Source organism: Paenibacillus sp. Z6-24, from assembly GCF_054161335.1.
In genome coordinates, this window is sequence record NZ_CP096398.1 from 520,426 (window position 1) to 540,594 (window position 20,169).

Below are 20,169 nucleotides of genomic sequence, written 5' to 3' on the forward strand. Positions count from 1 at the left end.
TGAGATTCTCCGGTAAATATGCAGGCTGCGGTCTGGCATCAGGAACTCAAGTCTGCTGGATCGTGATGATGAATGTACGTACAGATGTTGATTCGATTGTAATAAAGAAGATTGGAATTTTTGTTCAATTTCCTGTAAAAACCATATTTTACTGTTTATACGCCTTTTATCTGGGGTAAAAGAGAATTCGGGAGCACATTACATCTTATGGAGGGTTCACCATGAATAGGCTGTTTGTAGCCTTTGTAGCATTTTTGAGAAAGCGTCTGATTGGCAATGTCATTCCGGCGGTAGTTATTCTTTTGTTCTGGTTCTACGGACTGCAGGCCAGTATGGAAGATTCGATTGGTACAGCGCTCGTCGCGTTTATCCTGCTGTCGATCGGTGATATGGTGTCCCTGTACTTTTTCGAGAATTCAACCAAACATAAAAAGCATGTAGGCTAACCACTGAATCGTCAATTAAGGTTATACTCACCAATTGCAGATGATTAGTGGAGAGCATATGCGATAACAGACAAGCAAATGTCATCAGTCACACGGGCTGATTATCATACAGGCATATATAGACAAAAAGCACCTGTTCCATACGGACAGGTGCTTTTATGTTGTACATGATACAGATGATATGCATGATACGGATAATATGCTCAATCGGCATATGGTTAGGAATCCCAATTCATACTCAGACGCGGCGTGCGGGAATAGGCGGCACATGAGCGGCTTTGGGGATATCCGCCTGATCGACTTTGAAAGCAGGCAAATATTTGTCCGGATTGGTAATATGCTCCGGTTCAGTGGAACGCCAGGTGAAGATGCAGGTCGAGCACATATGCACGGTCCATACGCCGGCTACCGGAGAGGCGGCAACCTGTTCAGTATGCTGCGAACTGCAGCGAGGGCAAATATTCATATGAACACACTCCTTATCCTATTGGAAGATGGTTGATGGCCGTCAGGACTGCTGACGGTTCAGCAGATCGATGATTTTCTTTTCCCACTGGTCGACACCTGGAGGGGCATCGAGCGGCTGGGAGTAGTGACCGCGCTGTTCCGGCGCGAGCGGTGTAGTCGCATCGAGAATCATTTTGTGCGTAATACCGGCCGGATTGGAGCCGGGATCAAGCGGCAAGACGGATAGATCCGGGATAATGACCGCATCGTGCTTCGGATGCAGCTTGGTAGAGATCGCCCACATCACCTGAGGCAGGTTGAACGGATCGACATCCTCATCCACGACGATAACGACTTTGCAGTAACCAAGACCATGCGGTGTCGTCAGAGCGCGCATACCGACCGCTTTGGCGAAGCCGCCGTAACGGCGTTTGGTCGAGATGATGGCGACCAGGCCGTGGGTATACATGGCATTGACGGCGACCACTTCATTCGGGAAAGCTTCCTTGAGCTGCTGGTACAGCGGCACACTCGTATTGACTCCGATCATATAGTCGGTCTCGGTCCATGGCATCCCGATATACAGATGTTCGAAGATCGGGTTCTGGCGATGGTAGACACGGTTGATCTGGATGACCGGCATGCTGCGTCCGCCGGAATAGTGTCCGGTGAATTCACCGAATGGACCTTCGAATTCGCGTTCACCGCACAGGATCTCGCCTTCGAGTACCACTTCGGCACCCCATGGAATGTCCAGATCGGCATCTTTGGCTTTGACGATGCGGTAAGGTTGTCCCTGGATCGCGCCAGCCATTTCATATTCGGATTGATCGTATTTGAGCGGTGTAGCGGCCGCCGTAGTAATAACCGGCTCGCAGCCGAGTGCGATTACGACTGGCAGGTTCTGGCCGCGCTCCTCAGCCTGACGCAGATGAACGGCGATATCATGCTGCGGTACCGGCTGGATACCGAGACGGTCTTTGCCTTTGACCTGCAGGCGGTAGATCCCGACATTTTGCTTGCCGAAGTGCTCCGGATCGTCCTGGTCACGGGAGATCACGCAGGCTTTATCGATATAAAAGCCGCCATCGCCCTGATTAAGACGGAACAGGGGAAGCAGTTCAAACAGATTGATATTCTCGGTCAGCTCCACTTCATGAAACGGTGCGGTCTCCTCGCGCTGTACAGGCATCGGGAATTGATCGTATCGGTGGGCAAATTCGAAAAACTGCTCTTTGAGCGGTGTGTTTTTGGGCATGCCCATCATGAGCGCATGGTTCGGCCAGGAGCCGATCACGTTCATGGCGATACGTGCCTGGTCTTTCTCATAGCCGTTAATGTTGTTGAACAGGAGTGCCGGTGATTTGTCGCCCAGATTGTTTAGCGCTCTTGTCGCTGCGGAGATGTCAGGTTCCAGATTGACCTGTTCCTCGACCTTCAGCAGCTGGCCTTCCTTTTCCAGTGTGTTCAAAAAGTCACGAAAATCCTGATAAGCCATCATGCATTGCTCCTTTGACAGATAGTATGGTTTGCAGATATATCGCTTTAGACAAGGTGAGAATACATTTTTGGGATAAGAACAGTTTATTTGCCGATGCCATCCCAGCGCTTGGCTTCATCCCGGTGAATACCGAACTGATCCAGCGCCCGGTAGGCGATATGATCGACCATCTCATCGATGCTGGCCGGCAGATTGTAAAAGGCCGGCATCGGCGGCATGATGATCGTGCCCATGCGCGACAGTTCCAGCATGTTCTCCAGATGAATATTGTTCAGCGGTGTCTCGCGTGTGAGCAGCAGCAGCTTTTTGCGCTCCTTGAGCACGACGTCAGCGGAACGGGTGAGCAGATTATCGGCCAGTCCCATCCGGATCGAAGCCAGCGATTTCATGCTGCAGGGAGCGACGATCATTCCATCCGTACGGAAGGAACCGCTGGAGATTCGTGCTGCCTGATCTTTGTAGGAATAATGGTAATCCGCCATCTGCTCCACGTCTTTGACCGAATAAGGAGTCTCCAGTTGAATCGTGGCAGCTGCCCAGGAAGACATTACTAAATGGGTCTCCACATCGGCTTCCCTGAGCATCTGCAGGATGCGCACACCGAAGATTGCACCGGTCGCACCGGTAATGCCTACAATAATCTTCATTTTTGCATCTCCTTGTGTCATTGTTGTCATATACATAGTGTACGTTCATAATGGATATACGTAAAATATATATATGGTATAAATTGCATACTTTTGGCGTATGTACAGTCTGTTCATATAGCAAAGCTATACTGAAGATCATTCATACATTAAATGCGCTAACCTAGTTATAATCAACTATTTAATGGTTAAATAAACATTTTAAGGGAAGTAGGCGGAGAGATGGATATTCGTCAGCTGCATTATTACTGCACCATTGTAGAAGAAGGACAGATTACGCGGGCTGCGAGAACGCTGCATATGGCCCAGCCACCGCTGAGTCAGCAGCTCCGGCAGCTGGAAGAGGAGCTGGGTGTAACGCTGATTCACCGGGAGGGCAAGCGCTGGGAAGTTACCCAGGCCGGGCAGCGATTGTATGAACGCGCTCGGAATGTACTGCGGGAGATGAATAATATACAGCAGGAGATCAGCGATGTGGACGAGGGTCTGACCGGCTCGATTACGATAGGCACGTCCTCGATCTGTATCTCGCGTGTATCCAGGCATATCAGCGAATTTCATCAGGATTACCCGGAGATCTACCACAAGATTCTGTACGGGGATACCTCTCATTTAGAGGAACTGCTTCAGCAGCACAAGATCGATTTTGCCCTCCTGCTGCTGCCGGTGGACAATGAGCTGATCTACGAGATAATGCCGCTGAGCGATGATCCGTTTGTCGCTGTTATTCCGAGGGAGTGGACGGAACTGTGTCAGGCGAAGTCACTGACACTGGAACAGATTGCCGATTATCCGCTGCTGCTGGCCCGTCGGATGTCCGGGGAGGGCACGTATGAGAATATCATCGGGGAGTTTGAGCAGCGTCAGCTGCAACCGCGGGTAATCCTGGATTGTCCGGATATCTCGGCGCTGTTTTCTTTTGCTGCTGCCGGAATGGGGCTGACTCTAATCCCGGAATCGGAGATCCAGCAGGTATATGCCGACCGGTTGTGCGTGATTCCGCTGGAGCAGGCGGTGATCCGTACCCGGCCTGCACTCGTCTGGCTGAAAAACCGCTATATGAGCAAGGCGGCGAAGCAGCTGATCCAGCGTATAATTACCAGCTAAACCATATACTGTATACTCAAAAGACGATGATCTTCTTTTTACTAACGTGTGTGAAAATGGACTTGGTAATACCCATGACGTTATAATACAAATGACCTAATAAATAGAATTATTTCTATCTTCTGGTCCTCATGTGACTTACCGTCAAGCCAGGGATTACCTTTAAAAAAAGTATAAAATTTAAAAATAATGAAACATTACGTGCGCAGGAATAGTATTACATAGAAACAACGAAGAGGAGGCTCTAATCCATTTATGAGTATTAATCTGGTCAAAGGACAGAAAATCGACCTGACAAAAGGCAGAAGTGGTCTTACCAGGCTGACAGTCGGTCTGGGCTGGGACCCGGTACAGACGCAGTCTCGTGGATTGTTCGGCATGAAAAAAGCCAAAGCTGCTGTTGACTGTGACGCTTCCGCCCTGATGCTGAATGAGAATGACAAACTGACGAAAAAAGGCAATCTCGTCTGCTTCTACAATCTGCGCAGTGAGTGTGGATCGGTAGAGCACAGCGGTGACAATCTGACAGGTGAAGGTGATGGCGACGATGAACAAATCTCCATCGATCTGTCCAGAATACCGGCAGATGTTCATAAAGTATTAGTAGTCGTCAACATTTATCAGGCCGAGCAGCGCAAACAGGATTTTGGCATGATCGCTTCCGCGTATATCCGGGTAGCCAATGCACAAAGTGGTGAAGAGCTGGTCCGCTTCAATCTGACGGACAATTATTCCGGCATGACTGCACTGATTACCGGTGAAATCTACCGCAATGGTTCCGAATGGAAGTTTAATGCGATTGGACAAGGCAAACAGGCAGCCCATGTTGATATCCTCGCGAATCAATATGTATAAGCCGGCCCTTTGAAAACGGGATGTGTGGTTTTCGGGAGTCGATAGATAACTTTAAACCTATACTTAAATGAAAGAGGGAATTCACAATGGCAATTAACTTGAGCAAAGGTCAAAAAGTAGATCTGACGAAAACAAACCCGGGGCTGACCAAAGTAATCGTCGGTCTGGGCTGGGATACCAACAAATACGATGGCGGCGGAGATTTTGACCTCGACGTGTCCATTTTCTGTGCCAATGCTGCTGGTAAAGTAGCCAGCGATAAAGACTTCATTTATTTCAACAATCCTCAAAATGCCAACGGTTCTGTTGTGCACAGCGGTGACAACCGTACGGGCGCAGGTGAAGGCGATGACGAGCAAGTCAAAGTAGATCTGCCATCCGTACCTGCAGAAGTAGAGAAAATTGCTTTCACGATTACAATCTATGAAGCAGATACCCGCAACCAGAACTTCGGTCAGGTATCCAATGCCTATGTACGCATTCTGAGCGAACAGAGCGGCGAAGAACTGATCCGCTTTGATCTGGGAGAAGACTTCTCTATCGAGACAGGTGTAGTGGTCGGCGAACTGTATCGTCATTCCGGCGAATGGAAATTCAGCGCGATCGGTAACGGCTACAAAGACGGCCTGGCAGGACTCGTGCGCGACTACGGTCTGCAGGCCTAAGCAGTCCAAACGGCTATCTTATGGTAACTTTTCTGAGCAGGGGGAGAACTTCATATGACGATCAACCTGGCTAAGGGGCAGCGTATCGATCTGACTAAAACCAATCCAGGGCTGACCAAAGTAGTAGTCGGTCTCGGATGGGATATTAACAAATACAGCGGCGGCACCGACTTTGATCTGGATGCCTGTGCCTTCCTGCTGCATGAGGATGGCAAAGCCAAATCCGAAGAAGACTTTGTGTTCTACAATCATCTGGTCGCCTATGGCGGAGCTGTTGCGCATACCGGTGATAACCGTACCGGTGAAGGCGACGGTGATGATGAGCAGATCGTCGTTGATTTCAGTCTGATACCGCCAAACATTTCGCGTGTGGGCATTACGGTGACCATTCACGATGGAGACAGCCGCGGCCAGAACTTCGGTCAGGTGAGCTCTGCATTTGTCCGGGTTGCGAATGAAGCGGATGGCAGCGAGCTGCTGCGTTTTGATCTGGGCGAAGACTTCTCCACGGAGACGGCGGTTGTATTTTGTGAATTTTACCGGCACGGCAGCGACTGGAAGTTCCAGGCGATAGGCAGTGGTTTTACAGGCGGCCTGGCTGCATTGTGCCGTAATTATGGATTGGACGTATAAAAGACCAAATAGAATCATGCAATGGAATACAGGGTGCATAATAGCCTTGTATTCCATTTTACAATCTGCCGGTAAGGATTGAGTAATCCTATGTCAGACTCCAGAGAAGAGGTCTACGGATGAGTGTATCCATCGTCAAAGGACAGAAAACAGATGTAACCAAAACCAATCCGGGGCTCAGCCAGCTGAATATGATGCTGGGATGGCAGGCGCCTGCAGCGCTGGAACTGGATACTTCGGCGTTTCTGCTGCAGCAGGATGGACGTGTCAGCAGTGACAACGATCTGATTTTTTATGGCAATCCCGGCAACTCCTTTATTACATATCAGGAGAATCCTGCCGGTAGTGATCAGCGTCAATTTCAGCTTACGATGAATGCGGTTCCAAACAATGTTCAGAAAATAGCGGTGACGCTCACCATTTATAACAGTGGCGCCGGTCATTATACGTTCAGTCAGGCCAGCGGGATGTATCTGCGCTGTACAGATGGACGCACCGGAGCGGAGATTTTTCGTTATGATCTTGAAAATCATTTCTCCAACGAGACGGCTATTGTCATTGGAGAGTTGTATAGATACCAGTCGGAGTGGAAGTTCTCCGCTGTGGGCGCGGGTTATTTTGGCGGATTGAAAGAGCTGTGCGGCAGCTATGGGGTCGAGGTGGAAGATACGCCTCCGGCTGCACCTTCACCGCCAACTCCAGTACCGCCAGCGCCTGTACCGCCGACTCCGGCACCACCAGCGCCTGTACAGCGACAGGTACCACCGCCAGCTGCACCACCGGCTCCCGCTCCGCAGGCAGCGCCGCTGAATCTGCGCAAGATTGAACTCAAGAAAAAGGGCGATGTAATCAACCTCCAGAAAAAGGCCAGCGGTACACTCGGTGAACTGCTGATTAACCTCAACTGGAACCGTGTGCAAAAGAAAGGGCTGTTCAGCCGTGGGAGCGGGGGGACGGATCTCGATCTGGGCTGTCTGTATGAGCTCCAGAATGGCAGCAAGGGCGTCGTGCAGGCGCTGGGCAACAGCTTTGGTCATATGGAATTCGATCCTTATATCGCACTCGATGCGGATGATCGTACCGGTGCCCGTGCGGGCGGCGAGAATATGCGCATCAACGGCAACAAGATTGCCCAGATCAAGCGCATCCTGGTCTTTTCCTTTATCTATGAAGGCATCTCGCGCTGGACGGAAGCAGATGGCGTCGTCACCATTTACCAGAAGGACGGTCCCGATATTATCGTGCGTCTGGATGAACATGATAATGGCAAGCCGATGTGTGCGATTGCGCTGATCCAGAATGTGGGTAACGAGACGTTCAGTATTGAGCGGGTTGTACAGTATTTCCCAGGACATCGTCAGATGGATGAAGCATTCCGCTGGGGAATGCGCTGGACAGCCGGAAGAAAATAAACCGAAAAGCTTGTGATTCACCTCTGTTGTTGTGTGCGGTTGTTAGAGCACTATTGTCGTCCCTCCTGCTGGCTATACAGGAGGGGCTTATTTTATCTGGAAGGTTAGCCGGATGACAGCATCATGGCAACCAGGGCGGGACCCATTCAGGAGGGGTGTTATGCGTTACTTTAATTATTTGTCACAGGCGGAAGAGCAGGAGCTGTTCTACTCGGTACCGGTTCACTATGATAACTCTTCCGAGCGGGATCTGCTGGCTTATGCGATCGGACCGGCGCTGTACTGTCCGGCGACCCGGTCGACGATCGCCCGGGACATCCTCACCCAGAAGCACCGCGGATTGACTTCATGGGTGTTCGATCTGGAAGATGCGATCGGAGATCAGCAGGTAGAGGCGGCTGAACGTTCACTGGTGGAGCAGGTCCATTATTTGCAGGAAGTCATGGCGACTGACCCTTCGGTCCGGCCGATTATCCCGCTTCTGTTTATCCGAGTGCGAAATGTGCAGCAGCTGCAGCGGATTATCCGCCATATGGCAGGCGGTATGGAGCGTATTGCCGGCATTATGCTGCCCAAGTTCAGTGCTCCGGTCGGTCAGCAGTATTTGGAGGTCATTGCAGAGTATAATGATTTCAGACGTGAAGGCGCTCCGGTGCTGTATGGTCTGCCGATCCTGGAGACGGCGGCGGTCATCTACCGGGAGAGCCGGATGGATGAACTGATCGCCATCAAACAGGTGCTGGATACTTACAGGGAATATGTGCTGAACGTGCGCATTGGAGCTACGGACTTCTCCAGTCTGTTCGGACTGCGGCGCAGTTCAGAGATGACCATCTATGATATTACGACGATCCGGGACTGCATTTCGGATATTATCAACCTGTTCGGCCGGATGGATGCGGGGTATGTCATCTCGGGACCGGTATGGGAATACTTTTCCAGCGGAGAACGGGTACTGAAGCCGCAGATTCGCCAGTCTCCCTTTGAGGAGGCACTCGGGGCGGACGGGCGCAAGCTGCGCAATGAATATATCAACCACCATGTCGATGGACTGATCCGGGAAGTGATTATGGACAAGGAAAACGGAATGATCGGCAAGACAATTATTCACCCTTCCCATATCGGACTTGTGCAGTCACTCTACACGGTCAGACAGGAAGAATACGAAGATGCACAGGGGATTATCGCCAACAATACAGGCGAACTCGGCGTCTTCAAAAGCGGATATGCCAACAAAATGAACGAGATCAAACCACATCTTAACTGGGCCAGACGAATTATGGCCCGATCACAAATATACGGGGTGCTGCATGAACAACAACATTTCATCTCTTTACTCTCAGAGCAAGAACGGCACGTCTACGTATAAGATTCTGGATGGATTGGCAGTACATGTAACGGTCGAGCACAATCCGTTCCAGCTTCCGCTGGAGCAGCTGTTTGAAATGGCAGCGCGGGTCAATCCGAAGCGGTCCTTTCTGTTTGTCAGCAAGGTGCTGGGCAAGCATCTGGCGGTGAATCCGTACCAGTCCCTGTTGAGCGGAGCAGCTCTGTCGCTGCTATTGTACCGTGGAATGGACACAGAGATGGACTCGGAGGTCGAACAGCTGCTGCCCGGGCTGATCGAGGCAATGTCCTCTGGCATGGGAGTGGCCGGTGCATATGAGCAGCTGATGCGGCTAAAGCTGAAGCTGCCGGAGCCGGTGGCTTTTATCGGGTTTGCGGAGACGGCAACTGCGCTTGGACACAGCATGTACCGTGCATTTAGCGAGGGAGCGACCTATGTACATACAACCCGGCATCAGATTGTAGGTCAGCAGCCATTTATCCAGTTCGAAGAAGAGCATTCCCATGCAGTATCCCACCGCTGCTATGCACGTGAAGCGCGCATGATTGCCGGCGATCATCCGATTGTACTAGTCGATGATGAGATCACAACCGGCAAGACGGCGCTGAATATTATCCGGGCGATTCATGAACAGCATCCACGTAAAGCCTACTATGTCGCTTCTCTGCTGGACTGGCGAAGCGAGGACAATGTACGACGATACGCCGAACTGGAGCGGGAGCTGGGTATCGCGATTACACCTATTTCACTGGTCAAAGGCCAGATTGAAGTGGAAGGCAAGCCGGACCTGTCACATCCGGCCTATGTACCTGCTGGGACGGCATCCCCGGCGCCAGTAAACAGGATCGAACTGGAAAATGTGTTCGAACTGCTGGAAAACAGACAGTCTGTCGATGGCGCAGGGGTACTGCATAACGGGCCATTTATGATGGGAACCGGCAGATTTGGCATTGATGAGCAGGACAACCGGCGGACAGCAGCCAGCATCCTTCAGGCAGCTGACATACTGAGCAGACAGCGGAAGGGCCAGCGTACCTTATGCCTGGGCACCGAAGAATTCATGTACATCCCGATGATGATCAGCGCAGAGATGGGGGAAGGGATCTCCTATCATTCGACGACACGCAGTCCGGTATACCGGTCGATCGACTCGGGCTATCCGATCCGTACAGGGCATACATTTACTTCGCCTGAAGACAGCAGTGTTACCAATTATGTCTATAATCTCATCCTGGATGTGTATGACGAAGTATTCGTATTTCTGGAACGGCAGGTACCGGAAGGGAATCTGGATACACTAATTGACAGTCTGCAAGGCGGCATGTTCCAGCAGATTCATATTGTGATCTGCGGCAGTACCCAGCTGAGTCAGGGAGGTCAATAACATGACAACTGAGACGCATAACGCCTGGAACGAGCCGCAGCTGGCCGATCCTGTACAGCTGGGCAGCTATTCGCCTGCCGATGTGGTATTTCTGCTGAAGGATCTGAGCGATGTGAATCTGGAGCGTGGTACCGAGGAGCGGGAAGAAGCGATCCAGACCGGTACCCACTATTCGGAGATGCTTCCGCAGGAATACCAGCCGACCGATGAGTATGTGGAGCTGTTCCAGCGTACACTGGCCGATTCGGCGGAGAAAGTGGCGCTGGCTGCCGGTGTGGTCAGCGAACTGATTTTGCACAAGCGGGGACCTCAGACAGTGCTCGTCTCTCTCGCCCGGGCAGGTACGCCGGTAGGTATCCTGATCAAGCGCTATTTGCTGCACAAGTACAATCTGGATCTGCCGCATTACAGCATTTCGATTATCCGGGGTAAAGGCATCGATAGGAACGCCCTTAAATATATTCTGCAAAAACACGGGGTCGGCAAGCAGATTCAGTTTGTCGACGGATGGACCGGCAAGGGTGCGATCCGTAATGTACTTATACAGTCCTGTCGCGAGTTCGAAGAACGATACGGTGTTACGCTGAATGATGATCTGGCGGTACTGGCCGATCCCGGCGGTTCTTCGGATACATACGGGACGAGGGAAGATTTTCTCATTCCGAGTGCGTGCCTGAACTCGACGGTATCCGGGCTGATGAGCCGGACCGTTCTACGGGATGATCTGGTCGGGGAGAATGATTTTCACGGGTCCAAATTTTACAGACAGTGGCTGGATCAGGATCTGTCCAATACATTTGTCGATCATATTAGTGAATATTTCTCCGCGGTACAGCAGCTGGCGGAGCAGCAGGCCGGGGAGCTGCTGGAGCATCCTGTACCGGCGAACTGGCAGGGAATTGAAGATATTCGCTGGATTCAGCAGGAGTATCAGATCAGGGATATTAATCTGATCAAGCCGGGTGTCGGTGAGACGACGCGTGTCCTGCTGCGCCGGGTTCCCTGGAAAATCCTCATCGACCGGGAAGACAATCCGAATCTGCGTCATATTCTGCTGCTGGCTCGTGAGCGTCAGGCACAGATCGAAGTCTGTCCGCAGCTAACCTATTCCTGCTGCGGAATTATTAAGCCAAGAGAGGAGCAATCCTGATGCTGCTGTATGCTAGTGATCTGGACCAGACACTGATCTATTCGGAACGCTCCCGCGGGATGGATGTGGACGATCGAGTGATGATACCGGCTGAAATGGTGGAGGGACGTGTCATCTCCCATATTTCAATCCGGGCGCTGGAACAGCTGAGAGAGATTGCCGGGAGTATTCCCTTTGTACCGGTGACGACACGGGTGCTGGAACTGTATCATCGCATTCATATTTTCCGGGAACAGGTTGTGCCAAAGTATGCGATTACAAGCAATGGCGCTCATATTCTGATCAACGGTCAGGTGGACCGGGAATGGCATGAGCAGATTATGCTGGACGTACGTCGTCAGTCAGCGCCGCCTGCCGAAGCCATTTCCGTCTTCCACCGGGTATCCGATCCATCATGGATCATCCGGGAGAGCTACTGGGAAGAGACGTTCTTCTCCGTACTGGTGGACCGGGAGATGATGCCGGATGAGCAGGTGATGGCGATTCTGCCGGAACTGGCGCAGCTGGGCTGGGGTCTCTCCATTCAGGGGAGAAAGGTATATCTGGTTCCTTTCCCGGTCAGCAAAAATCGGGCGATCGAGCATGTAAAATGCATGGCGGGTGCGGATCGGGTCATTGCTTCCGGGGATTCCCTGCTGGACCGCGGACTGCTGGATTACGCAGATGAAGCGATTGCTCCTGCGCACGGCGAGCTCTACCGCGGCTTCCAGAGTGGTGAGAAGCAGGGTAAATACGGATTTACAGCGCGTTCCGGCATTCGGGCGGCAGAGGATATTTTGCAGTTTGTACTGGACATCATGAACAGGGAAGGAATCATGAACTATGAGCGGACGGAAAGTTAGAATCTGGTTCAATCGCAGCTTTGCGGTAGGATATCATTATATGAATGCGGTACGTCACAATGAAGACGGCATGGCATTTGAGATTTACGGCACACACCGTGATCCCGAGCATGTATCCCTGCGTGCCTGCGACTATACGGAGGTTGAGCCCGTATTAACAGGTGAAGCCTATGCGGCGTACTGCCTGGACTTTTGCCGGCGTCACCAGATTGAGGTGTTCGTTCCGCGCTGGGGGATGCGTTATGTGGTCGCGGCGGCAGCTTCCTTTGCCGAAATGGGTGTGAAGCTGGTCTGCTGTACGGATATGGAGCTGCTCAATGAGATCGAGGACAAGGGCAACTTTTTCCTGTCGGCAGAGCAGAATCGGCTGATGGTCGTGCCGGCATATCGGCTGGTGAATACAGCCGACCAGTTCAGGCAGGCGTATGAAGAACTGCGTGAATTGGGGCTAAGCGTCTGCTTCAAACCGACACGTATGGAAGGCGGGGCAGGCTTTCGGATCATCGACCCGGATTATGATGCACTGGGCGCGCTGTTCGATACGGTGAGTCCGAGAATATCTTATGAGCAGGCCTATGCGGCACTGTCCCGGGTGGAATCTTTTCCGGAACTGATGGTGATGGAGCTGCTGGAAGGTCATGAATACAGCATCGACTGTCTGGCTTCTCCGCAAGGAGAACTGCTTGCTGCTGTCCCAAGGCGCAAAGCCGGCGGACGTTCCCGTCTTCTGGAAGAAGTGCCTGAATTACTGGAAATCGCCCGAAAAGTGGCGCAGTTTTACAAGATTCCGTATAATTATAATCTACAATTGATTTATCAGGGCACTGTTCCCAAAGCGCTGGAGATTAACCCGCGTATGTCCGGCGGTCTGCATATGACCTGCCTGAGCGGTGTTAATTTCCCTTATCTGGCCGTTAAAATGGCTCTTGGCTACAAAGTCGATCCGCAAACGCCGGAATATGGATTGTTAACAAGTTACGTAGAGCAGCCTGTTCTGATGCAGGGACAGCCTGCGCAATAAATAGATCAGCTGAAAAGGCAGGTGAATATGGATGAGTAAAAGCAGAATGATAGGCAGAACGTTACTGGCCGGAGGTGCAGGTTATGTAGTCGGATGTGTGCTGGGTGTGTGGGATGTACCGGAATATATCACTCTTCTGTTTCCGCTGGCAGGCTCCATCTATGGCATTACACGGCCGGAGCGCAAAGCGCGTCCGTCGATGGAATTTACACAGCCTGAGCCGGAACTTCCGACAGGACGCAGCAATCCACTGCCTGTATCCGAGAGAAACACTGTGTCTGAACGCTCTGCCCGAACTGCTGCTCCACCAATCCCTCAGCCTGTTGCAGCAGCTTCCGCCGCCGGTGTGCCGGCTCAGGAACTCCAGGAGATTCCGCCGGTATTTCAACCGGTAATGGAGTATTTGAGCGTGCTGGAAGAGATGATCATTTCCGAAGGCCAGAAGAACAATCTCGATAACGAAATTGTGGAAAAATCCTGTTCGCTGTTCCTGCGCCTGCAGCGCGTAATCCCGATGTTGGCCGAGATGCATAATGACGATATCAACCATACGGTCAAACGGCTGGTGCTGAAAGACCTGAACAGCGTGATCAACCCGTTCCTGCGTCTCAGCGGCGAAGCCAAAACGAAAAACCGCCGCATCCTGCTCGATGGGCTGCGGGACGTCAACAACCGCATTACCCATATCGTCAAAACGATTGAACATAAAGACCTGATCGAACTGCAATCCAGAGCGGAAATCATTCATCAGCGTTACTCCTGATGCCCGAAATGAAGGTGCGGTGCAGCTGCCCTGCTCCGGTCCGACAATCGCTGAAATAGATGAAAGGGGAGAGTGCGATGGCAACTCCACCGTTAAATTTAAAAAAAGAAGATGAACAAAAGGTTACCCAGGAAGCTACTGTCATCATCCAGAAGGTGGCTCAGGCAGACAGCATGAGCCTTGATATGCTGATGGATGAAGTCGGCAAGCTCGGCATGCAGACGCAGGAGCGGGCTACCCAGACCCTGCAGATGCTGGACCGTCCGGTCAATGATCTGATGTCGGGCAAGTCCAAGCAGGTCTCCAATCTGATCCTGTCCCTGCGCGATGAATGCGAAGCGCTGCAGCAGAGCAAAAATGTCAGCCTGTTTGGCAAACTGCTGCGCAAATCCCCAATCAAAAATTACGTTTACAAATACCAGTCTGTCAGTAAAAATGTCGATGCTATCGTACAGGGTCTGCGCGACGGCAAGGATACACTGGAAGAGAACATGATCAGCATGCGTACTCTCAAGCGCAATTCCCTGCAGGAGATCTATAATCTCCAGTACAAAATCGCCATGGGCGGCGAGCTGAAAAAGCTGTTCGAAGCCGAAATTCAAAAGCCGGAAAATGAACATCGCAAAGTCTATCTGGAACGCGGTCTGCGCAAGGTAATGACCCGCACCCAGTCGATGACCGAAAATATTATGCTGTTCAACCAGGCGATTGCTGCCACCGATATTGTCAACGATACGAATGACAAGCTGATTGATTCGGTCAATGACTCGGTGTACAAAGCCGCCAACCTGATCAAAATCTCCGCCATGATCGCGCTGGCGATCGAAGATCAGGAACGGGTAGCCGATGCGGTCGAGAGCGTCAACCAGACGATCGAGGATCAGTTCAAGCGCAATGCCGAGATGCTGAAAACGAACAGCGAACGCTCTGCCGAACTGCTCAAAAAACCGACGATGTCGCTTGAATCAGTCAATCAGGCGATTTCCGATCTGATGTCTGCGCTGGATACATCCGAGCGTTCCAACCGTGAGATTATTAACAGCTGCCAGGATTATACGACCAAGCTGTCTACCATAAATGAACAGATGACCCGCCGCCTTGGTCTGGAAAAGGCAGAGACTTCTGCCGGATCATCGGCAGCGCTGAATGGCAGTGCTGCCGGTTCTACTGCCAGCCGTGATCCGCTGGCTGATCTGTTACGGTAATCGCAGTTTTCCCGCTTTGGCGGGAAAGCGGTAGATGAGCCGGAAACAGGAATAACATCCGATATATAAAGCCCTTCTGCCGATGCAGAGGGCTTTTTTTCATGGTAACAGGATAGGGAGCAGGAAGCAGGGAACAGGCACGCCGACTTGTCTGGAATCAGAACATGTTGGAGTGACGGCAGCAGCTATAGGAGCCATAGAAATCTTCACTAATTATTACGCTAATTATGACCTGACAATTCAGACTGTAAGGGCTTTCTTTTGGTAAATGATTGCATTACCATAAAAATGTAGCAGCACAGAAAACGAAGGCAGAAAAACATTATTCGGTATAATGCACCCTTACAGACACTAAAGTTAAAGGAGATATAACAATATGGAACAAACAACCAAGTATCTGTTTCAGGATCATACCCAGGAGCTGGATCAGCGTGTTCATGATCTGGTATCCCGCCTGACTGATGAGGAGAAAATCGAATCCATGCTGCAGTATCAGCCTGCGATCGAGCGGCTCGGTGTAGGAGCTTACAAGCACGGTACCGAGGCGGCGCACGGAATTGCCTGGTTGGGCGAAGCGACCTTTTTCCCGCAGCCGGTCGGACTGGCATGCACATGGGATAGCGATCTGATGCGCAGAATCGGTAAGGTGATCTCGGATGAAGCACGGGTGATGTACAAGCGCAATCCGGCCGTGAACGGGCTGACACTCTGGGCGCCTACAGTCGATATGGAGCGTGATCCGCGCTGGGGACGCAATGAAGAGGCCTATGGTGAAGATCCGCGGTTGACCGGTGAGCTGGCAACTCGTCTGGTAGAGGGCATTCAGGGGGACCATCCTACATATCTCAAGGCTGTAGCGACGTTGAAGCATTTTCTGGGCAACAATAATGAAGTGGATCGTGGCAGCGGCTCATCCAGTATCGATCCGCGCAATATGCGGGAATATTACCTCAAGGCGTTTGAACAGCCATTTACCGAGGGCAAAGCCCAATCGATGATGACAGCCTACAATTCCATCAATGGTATACCCGCACTGCTGCATCCGCTCGTCCATGAAGTGGTCAAGGGCGAATGGGGCATGGACGGATTTATCGTCAGCGATGCCGGTGATGTAATGGGCATTATGAATGATCACGGATATTATGATTCGCATACGCCAGGCGTCGCGGAATCGGTCAAAGCCGGTATCGACAGTATTACCGATGATGCCGATCTCTCCAAAGCTGCGTTGCGTGAAGCGCTGGAGCAGGGGCTGCTGAGCTGGGAAGATATTGATCGTGCACTGTTCAACACATTCCGGGTGCGTTTCCGGCTTGGCGAATTTGATCCGGAGGAACTAAACCCGTATGCGGCGATCGGAGAAGAATCCATGATGACCGATGAAGCCAAATCGATCGCAGCGGAAGCTGTACGTAAATCAATCGTCCTGCTCAAAAATGATAACGGCACTCTGCCATTGTCCGGTAAAAGCACCGGCGATATAGCCGTGATCGGCGAACTCGGTGATATCGTCTATCGGGACTGGTACTCGGGCACCCTGCCTTATGCAGTTACCGGCCTGCAGGGTATTCGCTCCAAGGCACAGGGCAATGTGCATTATCATGACGGGAATGACCGGGTGAGCTTCACTTCCTCGAGAAACGCAAAATTGTTATCCGTTCAGCAGCCTACCTCCGCAGAGGAAAAGCCAGCCGTTCGGGCAGGTATGACTGTCTCTTCATCTGCTGTACAATCGGCAGACGATGCAGCGGCAGGAGTATCCGGTGAAGAGGACAACAGTGTATTCACCGTATCCGACTGGGGATTTGGCAGTTACACGATTCGTTCGGCCGCAAATGGCAAGTACTGGACGGCCGATGATGACAGCCAGCAGATTACCGCTTCTGCCGACGAGGCCTATGGCTGGTTCGTCAAAGAAGTATTCGGTCTGGATCAGCAGGAAGACGGACGGGTGGCTATCAGCACATGGAACGGACGCACTGTGCATGCTGGCGGAGACGAGGGCCAGCTGGTCATTGCGGATGAGAAAGATGGACTTGTCGAAGAGATATATTTTGACAAGAACGTACTGGAAAATGGATTGGAGCAGGCAGTAGCTGCGGCGAAGGCAGCCGAGACGGCTGTTGTATTTGTAGGCAACAATCCGCTGATCAACGGCAAGGAAGAGAATGACCGTCCGGGTCTGGAACTGCCTGCTTCGCAGCTGAAGCTGATCCAGGAAGTATATGCAGCCAATCCGCGTACCGTGGTTGTTGTCGTGGGGAGCTATCCATTTGCAATGGAATGGGTGGAAGAGCATATTCCGGCAATTCTCTATCTGTCCCATGCGGGTCCGGAACTGGGCAGTGCCGTAGCGGATGTGCTGTATGGCGATTATGCTCCGGCAGGACGTCTGAATATGACCTGGTACCGTTCGGAGGAGCAGCTCGGGGATCTGAAAGACTACGATATCATCCGTTCACAGCGGACGTATCAGTATTTTGACGGAAAGGCACTGTATCCGTTTGGTCATGGTCTGACCTATGCACCGATACAATACAGCGATCTGGAACTGGATACGGCAGAAGTGGATGCTCAAGGCATGGTTCGTTTGTCTGTCCGGGTCAGCAATACCGGTGATATCGACAGTGATGAAGTGGTGCAGCTGTATACGAAACTGGAGCAGTCACGTATCCAGCGGCCGCTGCGTACATTGCAGGCTTTCCAGCGTATTCATCTGGCAGCCGGGCAATCGCAGACAGTAACGTTCCAGCTGGCGGCTGCAGAACTGGCCATCTGGGATGTGACCCGCAGCCGGTATTGCGTAGAGTCCGGCAGCTACACATTCATGATCGGACGTTCCTCAGCAGATATCCAGCGGCAGGCCGAAGTCCGGGTAAATGGAGAAGTGATTCCGCCGCAGGACCTGTACAAGACCGTGCTGGCGGAGAACTATGATGATTACCGTCACGTCCATCTGGTGGAATCCAAAGAAGGCGGAGCTGCGGTGGAAGCGCGGGAAGATGGAGCATGGGTTCTGTTCAGCGATGCGGAATTCGGCGCAGCAGGTGCAGGGCACTTCCAGGCACGGGCAGCCTTTGCCGGACAGCAGGGAGAGATCCAGATTCGCCTGGATGCACCGGATGGAGAACTGGCGGGGACGCTGACTCTGGATGCATCAGCTGCTGGAGCACAGAACTGGCAGGATACAGGGATCAATGTGCAGCACATTACAGGACGCCATGATGTATATCTGGTACTCAGCCAGGGAACCCGTATCCGTGAATTCCGATTCGGCGTTCAGCACTAGCAGGCAGGTATTAGGTGCGATGGATTAACACTCAGGAAACGATTGTTTGATTTTGAAGCCGTACAGAGCATAATAATTAAACAAGCAACAGCAAACAAGTAGTAATGAAAAAAGCGGCAGCTTTCCTAAGAGAGAGCTGTCGCTTTTTTGGCTATATATGCAGTTGTCTTTGTATTTGGCAAGTTCTGCCGGGCAACAGGCAGGATCGTTACATTTGTCGGGTCTGATGCAATCAGATGTATCACCTGTGATAAAGCAGGATGGACTCGCGCTCAGCCCTGGTTGAACTGGTGAATAGGCAGCTGAACAGCAACGAAGAAAGCAAGGATTAACAGCACGGCAATTATTCCTATACACAGAGCTTTGCGGATCATGCCGGGTCATTCCTTTCTTCAGGACTGCGTTACGGTCCGGTGCTGCTTTTTTCCATAAGTGCCGAGGCGCCATACATATTCGACCGGTCCCATGCTGAATCGGCTCAGCCACCAGCTGCTGATAATTATCTGAATGATCAGAATGAATACAGCTGATATTATCAGCACCGTGATATGTACCTGAAAAGGCCAGTGGAGCAGATGCGACAGCAGTAGAATAATCGCAGTCTGGGATAAATAGTTGGTCAGGGCCATGCGGCCGAGATTGCCGAGCGGTGTCAGCAGACGCTCTACCCGCTGATGACGAAGCAGCAGCGTCAGTGTCGTTACATAAAAAACGCTTACTGGTAATCCGCTCATTGTCGAGGCCATATCGACCAGCCCGGTCTGATCCAGAATCCGGTTACCTAGCAGATGCAGCGGCCAGATCAGCAGCAGCGAGGTAACCTGCGTAATCCGCAGCCCTTTGCGATAGCGCTCCGGCTCGGCGAACAGTCCGATCTGTCCGGTCCACTTCCCGAGGAAGAACATACCGAGTGTCTCCAGCTGGGCAATTCCGAGCCAGAAGGCACTACCCCCAATAATGAACAGTGCCAGCAGCAGACTCACCCACGGCTTGGCCCGGTGAACCGGCATCAGGAAGAAACCGAGTATGGCATACACGAGCAGCGCTTCACCAGGCTGAAAATAATGATGAATAATACCGATCATCAGCAAAATGACCAGCCTGCGGGTAAAACGGAGCAGCGGCCGCTCCCCGCGAGCCTCTGCACGAGTCATAAAAATATGAAATCCTACTCCAAACAAAAAAGCGAAAATCACATAGAACCGCTGTTCCACAGCAAAATACAAAAACTTCTGAATGCCTTCATCCAGCGGTGTCTTGTCCAGATTGTAATTCACCAGCTGCATGATATTGATCAGAATAATTCCGCATAGGGCAAATCCCCGCAGAATATCCAGGTTGGCCAAACGTCTCAATATAACTCCTCCTTCATGCGAATCTCTGTACGAAAGACAGCATAGAAGGGAACAGGCTTACTGCTCCTCCATCACATACAGTCGCTCCATACACCCAGC

The 20,169-nt window shown here is 51.8% G+C and carries 18 protein-coding genes; 14 read left to right on the forward strand and 4 right to left on the reverse strand.

The genetic code is table 11. The features are described from left to right. Positions 1 to 221 precede the first annotated feature (221 nt). On the forward strand, positions 222 to 446 hold the full coding sequence (locus M1D61_RS02255) for a hypothetical protein (RefSeq protein ID WP_046212756.1): 225 nt from the start codon (positions 222 to 224) through the stop codon (positions 444 to 446). A gap of 238 nt (positions 447 to 684) precedes the next feature. Here M1D61_RS02255 and M1D61_RS02260 read toward each other — a convergent pair whose 3' ends face one another. From M1D61_RS02260 to M1D61_RS02270, 3 genes are all read right to left on the reverse strand, one after another. Then, positions 685 to 912, reverse strand: a complete 228-nt coding sequence (locus M1D61_RS02260) for a non-oxidative hydroxyarylic acid decarboxylases subunit D (RefSeq protein ID WP_458121007.1) — start codon at positions 910 to 912, stop codon at positions 685 to 687. Positions 913 to 954: 42 nt separating this feature from the next. Beyond that, complete coding sequence (locus M1D61_RS02265; protein ID WP_458122394.1) at positions 955 to 2,391, reverse strand: non-oxidative hydroxyarylic acid decarboxylases subunit C; 1,437 nt, start codon at positions 2,389 to 2,391, stop codon at positions 955 to 957. An 86-nt stretch (positions 2,392 to 2,477) separates the two neighbouring features. After that, positions 2,478 to 3,041, reverse strand: coding sequence for a non-oxidative hydroxyarylic acid decarboxylases subunit B (locus tag M1D61_RS02270; protein ID WP_458121008.1), 564 nt, complete (start codon positions 3,039 to 3,041; stop codon positions 2,478 to 2,480). 222 nt (positions 3,042 to 3,263) lie between these two features. Here M1D61_RS02270 and M1D61_RS02275 point away from each other — a divergent pair, with 222 nt between their 5' ends. The 13 genes from M1D61_RS02275 (at position 3,264) to M1D61_RS02335 (ending at position 18,715) form a co-directional block, all read left to right on the forward strand. Continuing rightward, positions 3,264 to 4,148 carry a LysR family transcriptional regulator gene (locus tag M1D61_RS02275; protein ID WP_458121009.1) on the forward strand — a complete coding sequence of 295 codons (885 nt, stop codon included), beginning with the start codon at positions 3,264 to 3,266 and terminating at the stop codon, positions 4,146 to 4,148. Positions 4,149 to 4,403: 255 nt separating this feature from the next. Continuing rightward, positions 4,404 to 5,003: a TerD family protein gene (locus M1D61_RS02280; protein ID WP_046212761.1), complete on the forward strand. Its 600-nt coding sequence runs from the start codon at positions 4,404 to 4,406 to the stop codon at positions 5,001 to 5,003. A gap of 86 nt (positions 5,004 to 5,089) precedes the next feature. Next, complete coding sequence (locus tag M1D61_RS02285; protein WP_458121010.1) at positions 5,090 to 5,668, forward strand: TerD family protein; 579 nt, start codon at positions 5,090 to 5,092, stop codon at positions 5,666 to 5,668. A 54-nt stretch (positions 5,669 to 5,722) separates the two neighbouring features. After that, positions 5,723 to 6,301 (forward strand): TerD family protein, encoded by a 579-nt coding sequence (locus M1D61_RS02290; protein ID WP_458121011.1) that lies wholly within the window; start codon positions 5,723 to 5,725, stop codon positions 6,299 to 6,301. A 119-nt stretch (positions 6,302 to 6,420) separates the two neighbouring features. Continuing rightward, on the forward strand, positions 6,421 to 7,713 hold the full coding sequence (locus M1D61_RS02295; RefSeq protein ID WP_458121012.1) for a TerD family protein: 1,293 nt from the start codon (positions 6,421 to 6,423) through the stop codon (positions 7,711 to 7,713). Positions 7,714 to 7,873: 160 nt separating this feature from the next. Further along, positions 7,874 to 9,082, forward strand: a complete 1,209-nt coding sequence (locus M1D61_RS02300; RefSeq protein ID WP_458121013.1) for an HpcH/HpaI aldolase/citrate lyase family protein — start codon at positions 7,874 to 7,876, stop codon at positions 9,080 to 9,082. Next, entirely contained in the window at positions 9,024 to 10,445 is a 1,422-nt protein-coding gene (locus tag M1D61_RS02305) for a phosphoribosyltransferase family protein (RefSeq protein WP_458121014.1), read from the forward strand. Before M1D61_RS02300 ends, M1D61_RS02305 begins: the two co-directional genes overlap by 59 nt. A 1-nt stretch (position 10,446) precedes the next feature. Then, complete coding sequence (locus M1D61_RS02310; RefSeq protein WP_458121015.1) at positions 10,447 to 11,595, forward strand: cysteine protease StiP family protein; 1,149 nt, start codon at positions 10,447 to 10,449, stop codon at positions 11,593 to 11,595. Then, positions 11,595 to 12,437: an HAD family hydrolase gene (locus M1D61_RS02315; protein WP_458121016.1), complete on the forward strand. Its 843-nt coding sequence runs from the start codon at positions 11,595 to 11,597 to the stop codon at positions 12,435 to 12,437. The genes M1D61_RS02310 and M1D61_RS02315 overlap by 1 nt, the downstream gene beginning before the upstream one ends. Further along, entirely contained in the window at positions 12,418 to 13,458 is a 1,041-nt protein-coding gene (locus M1D61_RS02320) for an ATP-grasp domain-containing protein (RefSeq protein ID WP_458121017.1), read from the forward strand. The genes M1D61_RS02315 and M1D61_RS02320 overlap by 20 nt, the downstream gene beginning before the upstream one ends. Before the next feature lie 31 nt (positions 13,459 to 13,489). Further along, entirely contained in the window at positions 13,490 to 14,221 is a 732-nt protein-coding gene (locus M1D61_RS02325) for a hypothetical protein (RefSeq protein WP_458121018.1), read from the forward strand. 77 nt (positions 14,222 to 14,298) lie between these two features. Further along, entirely contained in the window at positions 14,299 to 15,426 is a 1,128-nt protein-coding gene (locus M1D61_RS02330; protein WP_458121019.1) for a toxic anion resistance protein, read from the forward strand. 376 nt (positions 15,427 to 15,802) lie between these two features. Then, on the forward strand, positions 15,803 to 18,715 hold the full coding sequence (locus tag M1D61_RS02335; protein ID WP_458121020.1) for a glycoside hydrolase family 3 C-terminal domain-containing protein: 2,913 nt from the start codon (positions 15,803 to 15,805) through the stop codon (positions 18,713 to 18,715). A 392-nt stretch (positions 18,716 to 19,107) separates the two neighbouring features. Here the strand turns inward: M1D61_RS02335 and M1D61_RS02340 are convergent, their stop codons facing one another. Next, complete coding sequence (locus M1D61_RS02340; RefSeq protein ID WP_458121021.1) at positions 19,108 to 20,070, reverse strand: DUF418 domain-containing protein; 963 nt, start codon at positions 20,068 to 20,070, stop codon at positions 19,108 to 19,110. Positions 20,071 to 20,169: the final 99 nt, after the last annotated feature.

What these genes read in the sequence shown, in the direction of transcription:
- M1D61_RS02255 (WP_046212756.1), top strand. Translation starts at nt 222, where the DNA reads ATGAATAGGCTGTTTGTAGCCTTTGTAGCATTTTTGAGAAAGCGTCTG.
- M1D61_RS02260 (WP_458121007.1), bottom strand. Translation starts at nt 912, where the DNA reads ATGAATATTTGCCCTCGCTGCAGTTCGCAGCATACTGAACAGGTTGCC.
- M1D61_RS02265 (WP_458122394.1), bottom strand. Translation starts at nt 2,391, where the DNA reads ATGGCTTATCAGGATTTTCGTGACTTTTTGAACACACTGGAAAAGGAA.
- M1D61_RS02270 (WP_458121008.1), bottom strand. Translation starts at nt 3,041, where the DNA reads ATGAAGATTATTGTAGGCATTACCGGTGCGACCGGTGCAATCTTCGGT.
- M1D61_RS02275 (WP_458121009.1), top strand. Translation starts at nt 3,264, where the DNA reads ATGGATATTCGTCAGCTGCATTATTACTGCACCATTGTAGAAGAAGGA.
- M1D61_RS02280 (WP_046212761.1), top strand. Translation starts at nt 4,404, where the DNA reads ATGAGTATTAATCTGGTCAAAGGACAGAAAATCGACCTGACAAAAGGC.
- M1D61_RS02285 (WP_458121010.1), top strand. Translation starts at nt 5,090, where the DNA reads ATGGCAATTAACTTGAGCAAAGGTCAAAAAGTAGATCTGACGAAAACA.
- M1D61_RS02290 (WP_458121011.1), top strand. Translation starts at nt 5,723, where the DNA reads ATGACGATCAACCTGGCTAAGGGGCAGCGTATCGATCTGACTAAAACC.
- M1D61_RS02295 (WP_458121012.1), top strand. Translation starts at nt 6,421, where the DNA reads ATGAGTGTATCCATCGTCAAAGGACAGAAAACAGATGTAACCAAAACC.
- M1D61_RS02300 (WP_458121013.1), top strand. Translation starts at nt 7,874, where the DNA reads ATGCGTTACTTTAATTATTTGTCACAGGCGGAAGAGCAGGAGCTGTTC.
- M1D61_RS02305 (WP_458121014.1), top strand. Translation starts at nt 9,024, where the DNA reads ATGAACAACAACATTTCATCTCTTTACTCTCAGAGCAAGAACGGCACG.
- M1D61_RS02310 (WP_458121015.1), top strand. Translation starts at nt 10,447, where the DNA reads ATGACAACTGAGACGCATAACGCCTGGAACGAGCCGCAGCTGGCCGAT.
- M1D61_RS02315 (WP_458121016.1), top strand. Translation starts at nt 11,595, where the DNA reads ATGCTGCTGTATGCTAGTGATCTGGACCAGACACTGATCTATTCGGAA.
- M1D61_RS02320 (WP_458121017.1), top strand. Translation starts at nt 12,418, where the DNA reads ATGAGCGGACGGAAAGTTAGAATCTGGTTCAATCGCAGCTTTGCGGTA.
- M1D61_RS02325 (WP_458121018.1), top strand. Translation starts at nt 13,490, where the DNA reads ATGAGTAAAAGCAGAATGATAGGCAGAACGTTACTGGCCGGAGGTGCA.
- M1D61_RS02330 (WP_458121019.1), top strand. Translation starts at nt 14,299, where the DNA reads ATGGCAACTCCACCGTTAAATTTAAAAAAAGAAGATGAACAAAAGGTT.
- M1D61_RS02335 (WP_458121020.1), top strand. Translation starts at nt 15,803, where the DNA reads ATGGAACAAACAACCAAGTATCTGTTTCAGGATCATACCCAGGAGCTG.